Raw genomic sequence first — 13,273 nt, 5'->3', positions numbered from 1 at the left:
AACTTGGAAATGGGCTTTCAACGCCCGCGTTTCTTGCAAAAAGGAGCTGCCAATGACGAGCGGCACTGAACCGGGAAAAGCACCCGGCGAAGGCAAGAGTGCAGGCGGGAAAACTGTTTCCGGGGGGCTGGATCAGCGTTTGAATCGCCTTGAAGCCGAATTGGCCAAAAAGGGTATGTTCAAAGCTCCGGCTTCCGAGGATGAGCGGTCGGAAACTTCCAGTTCCGTTGCGCAGGCCATGAAACTCTCCAGTGAATTTATCGCTGGTATCATAGTTGGCGCGCTGATTGGTTGGTTTGTTGATCGTTACGCAGGCACGTCGCCTTGGGGGTTGATCATCTTTCTCCTTCTAGGCTTTGGTGCAGGCACCCTCAACGTGCTCCGTTCCGCAGGTTATGTCGCCGATCAAGGCAATATTAAGTCTGACGTGGATAAGGGCAAGAAAGACTAAGTCTTAGCGGACATGACAAGAATGTTCGCGTATAGACGCTTGTGACAACGGGCCTTTGGTCCGTGACTGAAACGCCCAAGCGAACCTTTGGTTCGCCAGTGAAGTGCCTTAGGGCAGGAACGACAGACGAGGTTAAGTTGGCCAACGATCCGATTCATCAGTTCCAGGTTTCCCGATTGATTCCGATCGACGTCGGTGGATTGGACCTGTCGTTCACCAATGTTTCGGCCTTCATGGTCGCAACTGTGGTGCTCGCATCCGGTTTTCTTTATTTCACATCGTCGAGCCGTGGATTGATCCCAAGCCGCCTTCAGTCGGTTTCGGAGATGGCTTATGAATTCGTGGCGTCAAGCTTGAGAGATTCGGCCGGTTCGAAGGGTATGAAGTTCTTCCCCTTCGTTTTCTCGCTGTTCATGTTTATTCTGGTCGCAAACTTTATCGGTCTGTTTCCTTACTTCTACACGGTCACCAGCCAGATCATCGTAACATTTGCGCTATCGCTGCTCGTTATTGGAACAGTCATCATTTACGGTTTCTACAAGCACGGCATTGGCTTCCTGAAGCTTTTCGTGCCAAGCGGCGTGCCGGGCATTATCGTGCCACTGGTTGTTGCCATTGAAATCATTTCTTTCCTTTCGCGTCCAATCAGCCTCTCGGTTCGTCTTTTCGCGAACATGCTCGCAGGCCACATCACGCTCAAGGTTTTCGCAGGCTTTGTTGTCTCGCTCAGCTCGCTCGGAGCGCTGGGTGTGGGTGGCGCTATCCTGCCTCTCATCATGACGGTCGCGATCACCGCGCTTGAGTTTCTGGTTGCGTTCCTCCAGGCCTACGTCTTCACCGTTCTCACCTGCATGTACATCAACGACGCAGTACATCCGGGTCACTAAAGCATGTTGCGGAAAAGTGGTTTACCGGTTTTCCGACAACAACATGCGTAATGAAAATATTTAAAGCGCCTCGTATTGCTATAATAAAACACGAAGCGCTTTGAGGTTCTCACCGGCGGGTTTCCGCCAGAACAGAAATCCGCACTAATTTGCAATCCAGAAGGAGCTTTAACATGGAAGCGGAAGCAGCAAAGTACATCGGCGCCGGTCTCGCCTGTTTCGGTATGGCCGGTACGGCTCTCGGCCTCGGCAACATTTTCGGTAGCTATCTCTCGGGCGCTCTGCGTAACCCATCCGCTGCTGACAGCCAGTTCGGCCGTCTCGTGTTCGGTTTCGCTGTGACGGAAGCTCTGGGCATCTTCTCGCTGCTCATCGCGCTTCTGCTCCTCTTCGCTGTTTAATCAACAGTCGCAAGAAACTGGCCTGCCGCGATCTGTATCTTGAAATGCAGCGCGGCTGGCCTTTGCATATGAAGTCTGAGTGAGCATGGTTCAATTTTCCGGTTCTTTTGCCCGGAAATGAATATGCTGGATTGAAGGGGAAATCTGGATGTTCGTGTCCACGGCGTTTGCCCAAACCGCCACCGAATCGCAACCGGCACCAGCTGCTGGCGAGCACGGCGCAGCCGATGCTGTGCACACCGAAACCGGGGTCGCGCACGATGCCGGACACGGCAGCGGCGTATTCCCGCCGTTTGATTCTACCCATTACGCATCACAGCTTCTGTGGCTGGCGATCACTTTCGGCCTTTTCTATCTGTTCCTCTCGCGCGTGGTTCTTCCACGTATCGGTGGCGTGATCGAAAACCGTCGTGACCGTATTGCACAGGATCTTGAGCAGGCCGCCCGCCTCAAGCAGGATGCTGACAACGCCATTGCTGCTTACGAGCAGGAACTGGCCTCTGCCCGCGCCAAGGCTGCTTCGATTGCTGAAGCTGCCCGCGAAAAGGGCAAGGGCGAAGCGAATGCTGAACGTGCAGCTGCTGAGGCAGCTCTTGAAGGCAAGCTTGCTGAAGCGGAAGAACGTATCGCAGCAATCAAGGCGAAGGCCATGAGCGATGTCGGTACGATTGCCGAAGAAACAACGTCTGCGATTGTTGAACAGCTTTTGGGCACAAAGGCTGACAAAGCTGATGTGACCGCAGCCGTCAAAACCGCAAACGCCTGAGGAGACGAAAATGGATTCAACATTTTGGGCGCTTGTTGCGCTTATTCTCTTCATCGCACTGATTGTTTATCTGAAGGTTCCGGGTATGATCGGTCGCTCACTTGATGAGCGTGCCGAGAATATCAAGAACGAACTCGAAGAAGCCCGAACCCTGCGCGAAGAAGCCCAGCAGCTTCTTGCTGAATACCATCGCAAGCGCAAGGAAGCGGAAAAAGAAGCAGGCGACATTGTTGCCGCTGCTGAACGCGAAGCAAAGGCTCTACTCGAAGACGCCAAGCGTGCGACCGAAGAATATGTCGTTCGTCGCAACAAGCTTGCTGAGCAGAAGATTGCAACCGCTGAAACCGATGCAATCAATGCAGTCCGTGCTTCGGCTGTTGATCTGGCAATTGCAGCTGCTGGCAAGATCGTTGCCGACAAGGTTGATACCAAGGTTGCAGGCACCCTGTTCAAGGATGCAGTCGGTCAGGTTAAATCCAACCTGAACTAAGTTCATCTCTAATAGAGTTTTATAAGCCGCCTCAAAAGGGCGGCTTTTTTATTTGGGTTTTGGCCAAAATATGAAGCTATGCAACATTTAGAAGGGAGTGCTGCCTCGCGCAAAGCAACCCAAGTTTTTGGAGTTTCGCTCAGAGGTGTGACGCCGTACCCTGGGTTTGGTTGAAATTGGGAGGCTCTTGAGAGGATAAGGGGGGCTTTGATGCAGGACGATAATCGCCGTTTGGAGCGTGGCAGAGCAAAGCTCACATCATTACATGCAGACTCAAGCTGTAGCGTCGTTGAAGCTTTAGACGACATTGCGCCGGATTTTGCCCGTTATATTTATGAATTTGCTTATGGTGACATTTACAGCAGACCGGGCCTTGTGGCGCGCGACCGCCAGATTGGCACGATAGCGGCGTTAACGGCACTTGGTCATAACTCGCAGCAGTTGAAAGCACATATTCTGGCAGGCATGAACACCGGACTGACACGGGAGGAAATCGTTGAGGTTATAATCCAAATGGCTGTCTATGCTGGTTTTCCCGCAGCGATGAATGGCCTTGCTGTCGCAAAGGAAGCCTTCAGCGAGTTTGACAAGCACTCCTGCTAGTCAAACGTTGCCGTAAAAATTCAACATACAGATCCGCATTAAATAGACGAAAAGCGGCCTTTAATTGGTGCAAAAGTATAGCGGTGAACGCCTGGTACTGGGCCAATTGCTTCGATGGCTGCACGGTGTTTAGCTGTGCCGTAACCCGCGTGCACCTCAAAGCCATATGCAGGATGAACCGCTGCACTGCGGGCCATCATGCGATCACGCGTGACTTTCGCCACAATGGACGCTGCTGCAATTGACATTGAGCGCTGATCGCCTTTTACCAATGCAGATCCCGGACAAGACAAACCGGGCGGAATATCGCGACCATCAATCAATGCGTGATCCGGGCTGAGTGTCAGGCCCAGAAACGAGCGGCGCATGGCTTCAAGCGCTGCTTTTCGAATGTCACTTCCATCAATGCTGCGCGCACTCAGGCTTGCGACCGAAACGGTGAGTGCTTTGGCCAGAATGATTTCGTAAAGCGCATCGCGCTTTTTGGCATTCAGGCGTTTGGAGTCATCCAGCCCCTCAGGCAGGTTTTCCGGATCAAGAACAACTGCAGCAGCAACAACGGGGCCTGCGAGCGGCCCGCGGCCAGCTTCATCAATACCTGCAATATGACGAAGCCCGCGCGCCATAAGCCTTCTCTCTTCTGAGAAGTCAGGTGCAAGCGGGATGTCAAAGAGGAGCGGAGAATCAGAACTCAAGCGTTTCATTTGGCGGCAATGCTCGCATTGCTTCTGATTCTCCGCAAGGTCCCTGCCGAGGATAGTGGCGTAAAAGCAGGGGCCTTCCGTCCGAAAAAATCAGACGGAGATTAAATACACAACTGACAACTCTGACATGCGTGAAGCGAACAATAGGCTCGCAGCGCCTTGCTTTTGTGGATGACGGATTCCCACACGCGCTGCGGCTCAAAAAAGAGAAAGCTGTTTGCCGCCTTTTTCGACAGGCTCGAACAGATCTGTCCGCAGCGCAACGCGCTTTGAATTGTAGCCGAGCTTGCGCGCAGCAATTTCAAAACGGCGCCCAATCTGCCAGGCATAGGGGCCTGTGCCGCGCATCCGCTTGCCCCATTCCGCGTCATAGTCCTTGCCGTCACGCATCGAGCGTACCAGTGACATCACATGCCGATAGCGGTCAGGATAATTGCGCAGCAGCCAGTCCTTGAACAAAGGTGCCACTTCAAGCGGCAGACGCAGCAACACATAACCTGCTTCGCGCGCCCCTTGTGCGAAAGCAGCATCCAGAATGCGCTCGATCTCATGATCATTGATGCCGGGAATGACCGGCCCCATCATGACATTGGTTGGAATGCCGGCTTCGTTGAGCTTTCGAATGGCTTGAAGCCGCAAAGTTGGTGTTGATGCGCGCGGTTCCATCGTGCGCGCAAGGTTGGCATCCAGCGTGGTGACTGAAAGCGCGACTTTGGCCAGACCCTTTTCAGCCATACGGCTTAAAATATCGATGTCACGCACCACGAGCGCTGATTTGGTGACAATGCCGACGGGATGATTGGCAGCCTCCAGCACCTCGAGAATTTCGCGCATGATACGCCATTTCTTTTCGATGGGCTGATAAGGATCGGTGTTGGTGCCAATGGCGATTGTCTTGGGCTGGTAGCCGGGCTTCGCAAGTTCGCGTTCCAGAAGGCGGGGCGCATCCGGCTTGGCGAACAGGCGCGCCTCGAAATCAAGCCCGGCAGAAAGCCCCATATAGCTGTGCGTTGGACGGGCAAAGCAATAGATGCAGCCATGTTCGCAACCGCGATAGGGGTTGATAGAGCGGTCAAAATTGATATCGGGTGAATCATTGCGCGTGATGATGGTGCGGGGCTTTTCAATCTGCACGTCAGTCTTGAAAGCGGGCAGGTCTTCGAGCGTCTCCCATCCATCGTCAAATTCATGTCGTGTGGTCGGCTCAAAACGCCCTGTCGGATTGATGCCAGCGCCGCGTCCACGGCGCCGTGCGTGGTCAATACGTAAGCCTGCTTCGCTCACAAGCGCATTGGCGTGTTCCGCGCCTCCTGCTGCGAATGCTGCTTTGTCTGCCTGCTGGATAATTTCCATAACCGACTCTCTCGTTTCAGGCACTATTCGTAATCCAATAGTCGGAACAAATCAAGAACATTATGTCAGGCAGCTTTTCGATCACGCAGCCTTGATATAAAAGGGCGCATGTTATCCGTTTTGATTATGGCGCGAAATTCTGAGAAGCCTCTGGCTCAAACGTTGTCAGCATTGGTATCCGCCGTTGTTGAAGGGCTTTTGCGACGTGTTGTTGTTGCGGATAGCGGTTCCAGCGATGCGACACGATTGGTTGCCGAAGGGGCGGGATGTTCGCTTTACGATGCTAAGGATTTACCGAAGGCATTTGATGATCTGCGAACGCAGTGGCTTCTCGTCTTAAAGCCCGGTGCAATTCTTCAGGATGGCTGGGAAGATGCCGTGCGGCGGCATATGGAATCGGGAAAAGCGCCGGCACGCTTTTCAACACCACATGATTCGGGTTTGGTGGGCAGGTTTTTGGGTGCAAAGCCGTCGCTCGATGCAGGACTTCTGGCGCCTGTCTTGGTTATCAGGCCATTGATCCGGGATGGGGGCATCCCACCGGTTGTCATAAAACAACTCAAGCCTGTGCGGCTGTCCCACCCGATTTTGCCACCAGAAACAACAAAAGGCGGAGCCTGAAGCTTCGCCTTTTTGAATGATATCAGAGCAAGCTGATATTATTTCTGGTAGCTCGAAGGCGATGCATCGCCAAAACGATGGGCTGAGCCGTCCTGATGGGTGTTCTGACCAATCGAAGCGGTTGCCGTGCGATCAACCTGCTGTGTTGCAACGGGTGTGCGGTCATTGGCATAAAGATCGGCAGGGGTGCCAACATTTGGGTTTTCAGCGAAAGCAGCACCGGCGCTCAGAACGACGGCAACAGCAGCAAGAGCAAACTTTTTCATTTTTCTATTCCTTCTATATCGCCCTTTGGATGGCATCAGTGCTTCCGGGGGCACCGGGGTGGCGCTAACGCCATCCACCGGGGAGATAACTGGGGTGCTGTTCGGATCATTCCGCCCAGCGGGATTGTTTACAAACTGAGCTTAGTTCTGAAAGCTCGAAGGCGATGCGTCACCGAAGCGATGAGCTGAGCCGTCCTGAACGGAGACCTGACCGATGGAAGCGGTTGCCGTACGATCAACCTGCTGGGCTGCAACGGGCGTGCGGTCATTGGCATAAAGATCGGCAGGGGTGCCAACATTTGGGTTTTCAGCGAAAGCAGCACCGGCGCTCAGAACAACGGCAACAGTAGCAAGAACAAATTTTTTCATTTTCTATCTCCTTGGTTTTTGTGAAGCGACGCTGTGTTCGTCGTTTCGATGAGCAAGAGATAGGCCTTTCGATTGGCTGCGCCTAGCCACCGTTTGGTTCACAGATTGTATTCGTAAAGGTGAACAATAAGGCGGATTTTAGCGGCATGCCTTCTCTGCGGTGAATTTTGTTCAAGTATATGTGAACAATAAAAGGCGAAGACCGGGCCTTACCAAGGCGTCTACCGAGAGCGTTGGATAATGCTTGAAAACAAACACAGAGCATTTCCAATGATTCAATCAAAACAGGAAGTGCTTTAGTCAGCGGAAGCCGTTGTTTTCGTTGAAATAACGAACCAGTCCGGTTTCTTCGAGCGGATGGCGCTTGCCGCCATATGTGTGCGCGCCATGTCGTTGAATATGGCAAAGCACGTCGCTCCTGAACCTGACATTTGCGCAAAGAGCGCGCCGTGCTCGCGCAGGCAATCAAGCTTGTCGTTGATTTGTGGCGCAAGCTTGAGGGCGGCTGGCAGCAGGTCGTTGCGTGTTGACCCAAGGTAACCACACATCGCTTCAACGCTGCCTTCAGGTGGCGAGGCGAGCGCCGGATGGTCGCGCTTTGTCAGTGCCTGGAATACAGCGGGTGTGGCAACAGCCGTGCCATCATTGATAAGCAAGAGGGGAAGCGACGGTATGCCTGTTACAGGGGAAAGCCGCTCACCAATGCCACGTGCGATCAACGGCGTACCAAAGGCCGCGCCATGCAGACACATAGGAAGGTCTGCGCCAAGCTTTAGGCCAAGCGCTGCAAGCGTGTCAGAATCCAGCTTCAGCTGCCATAGTTCATTGAGCGCAAGAAGTGTTGCCGCAGCATCGCTTGATCCCCCACCAATACCGGAAGCAACGGGCAGGTTCTTTTCAAGGTGGATGGCAACAGGGGGCAAATCACGCGCAGCATATTCTCGCAAAGCATCGCGGGCTTTTAAAACGAGATTGCCACCATCAAGCGGAACCCCTTTGGCGAAACGACCACTGATAGTGAACTGATCCTGCGGGGTGGGCGTCACTTCAATGACATCGCCATAATCGGCAAAAACCACAAGCATATCAAGCAGATGATAACCATCATCCCTGCGCCCGGTTACATGGAGCGCGAGATTGGTCTTGGCCGGAGCAGTGTGTCGAACCGTTTGTGCGGCCTGTGCTGTATTGTGCATTTTCTAGGTAAATCAGGATCAGTCTTTTTTGACGTAATATTCGCCGGTCTTGGGATCCTGAACCAAAGTGCCATTGGCACGGTTCTGGGCTTCCTTCTCTGCCCGACGCACACGCTGGGTCACGCGAACCGCTTCGCGCTTGAACGACCGGTAACCGTACCAGGCGGCGGCGAGGATCAGCAGCAGAAAAATAAGCTGGGGCATGGCCTCTAGTCCTTTTAGCATCGTGCCTTCACAGAATGAGAGCGCCCTTTGTGCGTCCAAAAGGACGCTTGACGCTCTAGGCTTACACATGTCCTGCAATTGCCATTTCAGGACATGTGTGGATAAATCTTAGCAGCAGTGTAACACTGATCTTGGTCTTTATGCACCATAACATGGTAAAACCATGGAATTCAAAGCCCGTATCGCGCCCAGAGTGCTTTTTCTTCTGCAACCGATAGCATACCATCGCCAAGATGGGCTGCGATAGCGGAGGGGTCGATACCAAGGCCGAGGCCCATTTCGACACCCGGCACCTTTCGGCCCAGAAATCCGCGCTTGGGTTCGATCAGCTTGAGTTTCACCTTATTGCCATAGGTTTTGCGCAAAAAGCTGCGCATATCTCCAAGACCGTCGATCAGGCCAATTTCTTTGCCCTTGATGCCAGTCCAGAACATGCCGGTGAAAAGGTCGGGATCGTTTGCAAGCTTGCTGCCACGACGCTCTTTCACCATGTCGATAAAGGTTTCATGAATTTCAAGCTGAAGCTTTTTCAGCCGGTCAATATCGGCCTTTTTCTCTGGCTGGAATGGGTCGAGTACGGCCTTGTTTTGTCCGGCTGTATAAACGCGACGTTCGACGCCGATCTTTTTAAGCAGTTCCGGAAAACCAAACGATGCCGATACGACACCAATCGAGCCGACGATGGAAGAGGGGTCAGCAATGATCTCATCGCCCGCCAGTGCAATCATGTAACCACCGGACGCAGCGGCGTCTTCCACGAAGACGAAAACACGCTTTTGATGTTCGTCCGCCAGATCGCGGATACGGCGATAAATCAGGCGCGATTGAACCGGTGAGCCGCCGGGCGAGTTGATCGAAATTGCAACGGCTGGCGCTTCCTTTTCGCCAAAGGCTTTTTCAAGCACGCCTGCTGCCGTTTCCAGCGAAAGCGAAGGACGCAACGGTGAGCCGCCGCTCATGATCGCACCGTGAAGGCGTACAACCGGGATTTCAATTTCTTTTTTGCGAAAACGACGCGGAATGAAGCGGGACAAGAGGCCGGACAAATCAAACTCCAGTTGAAAAAATTGTTACCCCAGATGTAGAAATCATTCCTGAAAATACAAAGAAAAATGCCCGGAATTTTGTTCCGGGCATTAAAAAATCGTCAGTTTTGTGGTTTTGCCAGCATTCTGAGTAGGAAGTAACCACAGATTGCAGAGAGCGCAGAGCCTGTAAGGACGCCGATTTTCGTCTCTGCCTGCAAGAATTCCGACGGGAAGGACAGCAGACCGATGAAGATGCTCATGGTAAAGCCGATACCGCACAGAATGGCAACGCCGTAAAGCTGGCCCCAGCTCGCGCCCATGGGCTTCTGCGCAAGCCCGGTTTTTATCGCAAGCCATGCTGCACCAAAAACACCAATCTGCTTGCCGACAAACAGCCCCAGCATGATGCCAAGTGGCAATGTGTCGAAGATGATTGAGGGTGTCATTCCGGTAAATGAGATGCCGGCATTTGCAAAGCCGAAAATGGGAACAATGATAAAGGCAACTGGTTTGGCCAGTGCGTGTTCGAGCTGGTGAAGAGGCGAACTCATATCATCCGGCTTTGCCTTGCCCGGCTTAAGCGGAATCATGAGCGCAGCGACAACACCTGCAACCGTGGCGTGAACGCCGGAATTGAGCACAAAGAACCACAGCACTGCGGCACCGATGAGGTAGGGCAGCAATTTGGCTACGCCAAAACGGTTCATGGCAAACATCACCGCCGCAGTTGCAAAGGCTGCGCCGAGATAAGGCATTGAAATTTCCGCTGTATAAAAGACCGCGATGATGATGACAGCTGCAAGATCGTCGAGGATTGCAAGCGTTGCAAGAAAAACCTTGAGACTTGTTGGTACCCGTGGTCCAAGCAGTGATAATACGCCAAGAGCAAAAGCAATGTCAGTGGCGGAAGGCACAGCCCAGCCGTGTACTTTTTCTGCATCGCCATAGTTAAAGGCAACAAAGATCAGCGCTGGTACGATAACGCCGCCTGCGGCTGCGATCCCGGGAAGGATGCGATTGGGCCAACTTGCAAGCTGACCATCAAGGAACTCGCGCTTGATCTCAAGGCCGACCAGCAAAAAGAAGATCGCCATCAATGCGTCATTGATCCAATGTGCAAGGCTGAGCGGCCCGATATAGAAATGCAGCGCATCAAAATAAGCGCTTGAAAAGGGTGTGTTGGCGACGATCAGCGCAAGCGCTGCGGCTGCCATGAGCACAATGCCACCGGAAGATTCGCTGTCCAGAAAGCGGCGCATGATGGAGATGGGGCGGACAGGCTTCGGATTTGATGTCATTCTTCTTCTTTTCAGGTTGCTTCCGGAGTGTTGACTTCATACAGAACGAGATTGCGGTCCGTTATTTCCAGTTCGGGCCAATAGGAACGCCACTGATTTATATGGTCTGATGCGAAGTGTTTTTCCAGTGAATTGCGATCCTGCCATAGCTCTTTTACATGGATAATTCCCGGCTTGAGTACATCTTGAGAATAACAATAATCAATGCAGCCGGTCTCAGCGCGGCTTGCTTCAATCATTCGTTTCATGATGGGGCGAGCATCGTCTAATTTTTCCGCAGGCAGTCTCACAGTTCCCACGACCAGAATCATGACTTCATTTTCCCAGAATATATTGTTTGCAGATTCGACCGTGTGATGTGCAGCCATTTCTTAAAGCAGTGAAGTCTGGCCATTATTAATGGCTGTGGCACGTGGCGTGAAATCATTGCCTGCATCGCCATGCAAAACAAGGGCAGGCATGAGCGACAATCCTGCGCGGCTTCCACGAATGCCCGTAATGATGATGCGAATAGCTGAGTTTTGCGGTCGAGGCTGTATCGGAATGATTTTCAAGCCGCCAAAACGGCCTTCGAGTGCTTCAAGTATCGGCGCAATCGAGCCGGGGCGCGCAATGACGGAAACGCCACCGCCTGGCTTGACGATGCCGGAGGCCGTGCGCATCCATTGGTCAAACATGCCTTCCGGCATGACATGCGCTTCTGCTTTCACCGGGTCAGGTGTTGAGCGATCACGTGCCTCGTTGAATGGGGGATTCATGATCGCAAAATCGAAGCTGTCGTTGGATAGCCCCGCGGCGGCACGCGCCTTACCAGCCAGCGAGACATCGGCTTCAAGGATGTCGACGCGATCAGTCAGGGCTGCATTGAGTGGGTGGGCAAGTGTCTTGCGTGCGAAGCCGAGCATGAAGCCGGAGCGCTCAATAAGCGTGACCTGTGCATTTTTGCAGCGGGCCGCAACGGCAAGCCCTGCCGCACCCGCACCGCTTCCAAGGTCAGCAAGGCGACCGGCAAATCCATCTGGTACGCTGCTTGCCAGGATCATTGCATCGACGCCGGATCGATGCCCCTTCATTGCAGGCTGCACGAGATGAAAGGCCCCCCGATGGAATGTGTCGAGTGTCTCTTCCATGCTATCGTGCTGATGCTCGGATATGTTACTTGTCATGATCTCTTAATTCATGCTCCAGACCGGCATCGATAAGATAGCGCCGAGCTTCGTCCAATCTGTCTTCCTCGACCAGAAAGCGCCTTGGTATAACGCCAAGAGAGCCTTCAAGGATACTCATATTGGTATCGGCGATGAAGTAGATGATGCCTGCTTCTTTCATCAGAGCTTCCGCTACTGACAGCAGAACGGAATCATTTGTGCGCATAAGTTCGATCATTTCGACAATGTGTATTCAATAGACCGCATTGACAACAGCTTCCTTCAATGGTGAACAGGCTCTGAGTAAAAAAGCTTAAGCGTTGCTGGGCTGATAGGTGCCTTGAGCAATCCGGTTCGCTTTCATAATGTGACCGGGCAGCTAGGAGTGATGACATTGGGTGTGGTTTTGAATCTTGGCGCGAAGAAAAAACAGGGCGGATCAGTGCAGCCACTGGTCGATTTGACGAAGGCCGATATGGGCCGGGTCAATGAGCTGATCCTGTCGCGTGCAGGCTCCGATGTTGAAATGATCCCTGAGGTTGCCAATCATCTGATCTCATCGGGAGGCAAGCGCCTGCGTCCGATGATGACACTCGCGAGCGCCCGTATGTGCGGCTATGAAGGTGATGGTCATGTGCGCCTCGCAACGGCTGTTGAGTTCATGCATACAGCAACGCTTTTGCATGATGATGTGGTTGATGAAAGTGATCTGCGTCGCGGCAAAAGCACTGCGCGTATGATCTGGGGCAATCAGGCAAGCGTTCTGGTTGGCGACTTCCTGCTTGGTCAGGCATTCAAGATGATGGTCGATGTGGGCTCGCTTGATGCGCTTGATGTTCTTGCAACCTCTGCATCGGTGATCGCTGAAGGCGAAGTGATGCAGTTGGCTGCCGCCAAGAATATGGAAACCACCGAAGATGAATACTTGGCGGTCATCAAGGCCAAGACGGCGGCGCTGTTTTCGGCTGCCGCTGAAGTCGGCCCGATTATCGCGGATGCGCCGCGCTCTGAGCGAGTTGCCCTGCGTGATTATGGTCTGAATCTCGGCCTGGCTTTTCAGCTTGTTGACGATGCGCTTGATTATGGTGGCTCGGCTGCTGATCTTGGCAAGAACACCGGCGATGATTTCCGCGAAGGCAAGATTACCCTGCCGGTTATCCTGAGTTATCGTCGCGGTACCGACGAAGAACGTGCTTTCTGGAAGCAGGCGATTGAAGAAGGTGCAAGTGACGATGCTTCACTTGAAAAGGCGATTGGCATCATGACAAAGCATGGCGCGATTGCCGATACCGTTCAGCGAGCACGTCACTTCGGTGAGATTGCGCGCGATGCTCTGGCACCGTTGAAAGCCACAGCTGAGAAGGATGCACTGATCGAAGTCATCGATTTTTGCATTAGCCGGGTAAACTGAGGCTATTGTTCAATTGAAAGAAAGGCATCCATCACGGATGCCTTTTGAGCATGTCA

Annotated in this window: 19 protein-coding genes; 8 read left to right on the top strand and 11 right to left on the bottom strand. The window is 53.0% G+C overall.

From position 1 onward, the window contains the following. Positions 1 to 52 precede the first annotated feature (52 nt). The 6 genes from VBH83_RS04515 to VBH83_RS04490 all read left to right on the top strand — a co-directional run bounded on the left by VBH83_RS04515 (position 53) and on the right by VBH83_RS04490 (position 3,598). Positions 53 to 451 (top strand): AtpZ/AtpI family protein, encoded by a 399-nt coding sequence (locus tag VBH83_RS04515; protein ID WP_265983033.1) that lies wholly within the window; start codon positions 53 to 55, stop codon positions 449 to 451. Positions 452 to 588: 137 nt separating this feature from the next. Next, on the top strand, positions 589 to 1,338 hold the full coding sequence (locus VBH83_RS04510; protein ID WP_095446113.1) for a F0F1 ATP synthase subunit A: 750 nt from the start codon (positions 589 to 591) through the stop codon (positions 1,336 to 1,338). Positions 1,339 to 1,511: 173 nt separating this feature from the next. Then, positions 1,512 to 1,739, top strand: a complete 228-nt coding sequence (locus VBH83_RS04505; RefSeq protein ID WP_007632966.1) for a F0F1 ATP synthase subunit C — start codon at positions 1,512 to 1,514, stop codon at positions 1,737 to 1,739. 148 nt (positions 1,740 to 1,887) lie between these two features. Next, complete coding sequence (locus tag VBH83_RS04500) at positions 1,888 to 2,505, top strand: F0F1 ATP synthase subunit B (protein ID WP_265983034.1); 618 nt, start codon at positions 1,888 to 1,890, stop codon at positions 2,503 to 2,505. A gap of 10 nt (positions 2,506 to 2,515) precedes the next feature. Continuing rightward, complete coding sequence (locus VBH83_RS04495) at positions 2,516 to 2,995, top strand: F0F1 ATP synthase subunit B (RefSeq protein ID WP_396996546.1); 480 nt, start codon at positions 2,516 to 2,518, stop codon at positions 2,993 to 2,995. Positions 2,996 to 3,205: 210 nt separating this feature from the next. Further along, complete coding sequence (locus VBH83_RS04490) at positions 3,206 to 3,598, top strand: carboxymuconolactone decarboxylase family protein (RefSeq protein ID WP_265983036.1); 393 nt, start codon at positions 3,206 to 3,208, stop codon at positions 3,596 to 3,598. 38 nt (positions 3,599 to 3,636) lie between these two features. On the opposite strand, the gene VBH83_RS04485 is transcribed toward VBH83_RS04490, so the two are convergent. Together VBH83_RS04485 and VBH83_RS04480 are read right to left on the bottom strand one after the other, a co-directional pair. Further along, on the bottom strand, positions 3,637 to 4,302 hold the full coding sequence (locus VBH83_RS04485; RefSeq protein WP_265983037.1) for a ribonuclease HII: 666 nt from the start codon (positions 4,300 to 4,302) through the stop codon (positions 3,637 to 3,639). Positions 4,303 to 4,500: 198 nt separating this feature from the next. After that, on the bottom strand, positions 4,501 to 5,655 hold the full coding sequence (locus VBH83_RS04480; protein WP_265983038.1) for a PA0069 family radical SAM protein: 1,155 nt from the start codon (positions 5,653 to 5,655) through the stop codon (positions 4,501 to 4,503). Between the two features lie 108 nt (positions 5,656 to 5,763). Between VBH83_RS04480 and VBH83_RS04475 the strand changes: the two genes are divergently transcribed. Then, entirely contained in the window at positions 5,764 to 6,276 is a 513-nt protein-coding gene (locus tag VBH83_RS04475; protein WP_323054528.1) for a glycosyl transferase, read from the top strand. A 38-nt stretch (positions 6,277 to 6,314) separates the two neighbouring features. Here the strand turns inward: VBH83_RS04475 and VBH83_RS04470 are convergent, their stop codons facing one another. From VBH83_RS04470 to VBH83_RS04430, 9 genes are all read right to left on the bottom strand, one after another. Beyond that, positions 6,315 to 6,542, bottom strand: a complete 228-nt coding sequence (locus VBH83_RS04470) for a hypothetical protein (RefSeq protein WP_265983040.1) — start codon at positions 6,540 to 6,542, stop codon at positions 6,315 to 6,317. Between the two features lie 141 nt (positions 6,543 to 6,683). Beyond that, entirely contained in the window at positions 6,684 to 6,911 is a 228-nt protein-coding gene (locus VBH83_RS04465) for a hypothetical protein (protein WP_265983041.1), read from the bottom strand. A 296-nt stretch (positions 6,912 to 7,207) separates the two neighbouring features. Then, positions 7,208 to 8,107 carry a 4-(cytidine 5'-diphospho)-2-C-methyl-D-erythritol kinase gene (locus tag VBH83_RS04460; protein WP_265983042.1) on the bottom strand — a complete coding sequence of 300 codons (900 nt, stop codon included), beginning with the start codon at positions 8,105 to 8,107 and terminating at the stop codon, positions 7,208 to 7,210. Positions 8,108 to 8,125: 18 nt separating this feature from the next. Further along, on the bottom strand, positions 8,126 to 8,311 hold the full coding sequence (locus tag VBH83_RS04455) for a hypothetical protein (RefSeq protein WP_265983043.1): 186 nt from the start codon (positions 8,309 to 8,311) through the stop codon (positions 8,126 to 8,128). 191 nt (positions 8,312 to 8,502) lie between these two features. Continuing rightward, entirely contained in the window at positions 8,503 to 9,378 is an 876-nt protein-coding gene (locus tag VBH83_RS04450; protein ID WP_265983044.1) for a S49 family peptidase, read from the bottom strand. Between the two features lie 101 nt (positions 9,379 to 9,479). Further along, on the bottom strand, positions 9,480 to 10,658 hold the full coding sequence (gene nhaA / locus VBH83_RS04445) for a Na+/H+ antiporter NhaA (protein ID WP_265983045.1): 1,179 nt from the start codon (positions 10,656 to 10,658) through the stop codon (positions 9,480 to 9,482). 11 nt (positions 10,659 to 10,669) lie between these two features. Then, positions 10,670 to 10,969, bottom strand: coding sequence for a putative quinol monooxygenase (locus tag VBH83_RS04440; RefSeq protein ID WP_265983046.1), 300 nt, complete (start codon positions 10,967 to 10,969; stop codon positions 10,670 to 10,672). Between the two features lie 60 nt (positions 10,970 to 11,029). Next, complete coding sequence (locus tag VBH83_RS04435; protein WP_396996541.1) at positions 11,030 to 11,824, bottom strand: methyltransferase; 795 nt, start codon at positions 11,822 to 11,824, stop codon at positions 11,030 to 11,032. Further along, complete coding sequence (locus VBH83_RS04430; RefSeq protein WP_396996539.1) at positions 11,814 to 12,044, bottom strand: DUF2007 domain-containing protein; 231 nt, start codon at positions 12,042 to 12,044, stop codon at positions 11,814 to 11,816. The genes VBH83_RS04435 and VBH83_RS04430 overlap by 11 nt, the downstream gene beginning before the upstream one ends. A gap of 156 nt (positions 12,045 to 12,200) precedes the next feature. On the opposite strand from VBH83_RS04430, the gene VBH83_RS04425 reads away from it, so the two are divergent. Continuing rightward, positions 12,201 to 13,217: a polyprenyl synthetase family protein gene (locus VBH83_RS04425; protein ID WP_396996537.1), complete on the top strand. Its 1,017-nt coding sequence runs from the start codon at positions 12,201 to 12,203 to the stop codon at positions 13,215 to 13,217. Positions 13,218 to 13,273: the final 56 nt, after the last annotated feature.

Source organism: Ochrobactrum sp. S1502_03 (assembly GCF_044435015.1).
GTDB classification, from domain to species: domain Bacteria; phylum Pseudomonadota; class Alphaproteobacteria; order Rhizobiales; family Rhizobiaceae; genus Brucella; species Brucella chromiisoli.
The sequence above is the reverse complement of the archived record's forward strand: the minus strand, read 5'-3'. Positions and strand labels throughout refer to the sequence as shown.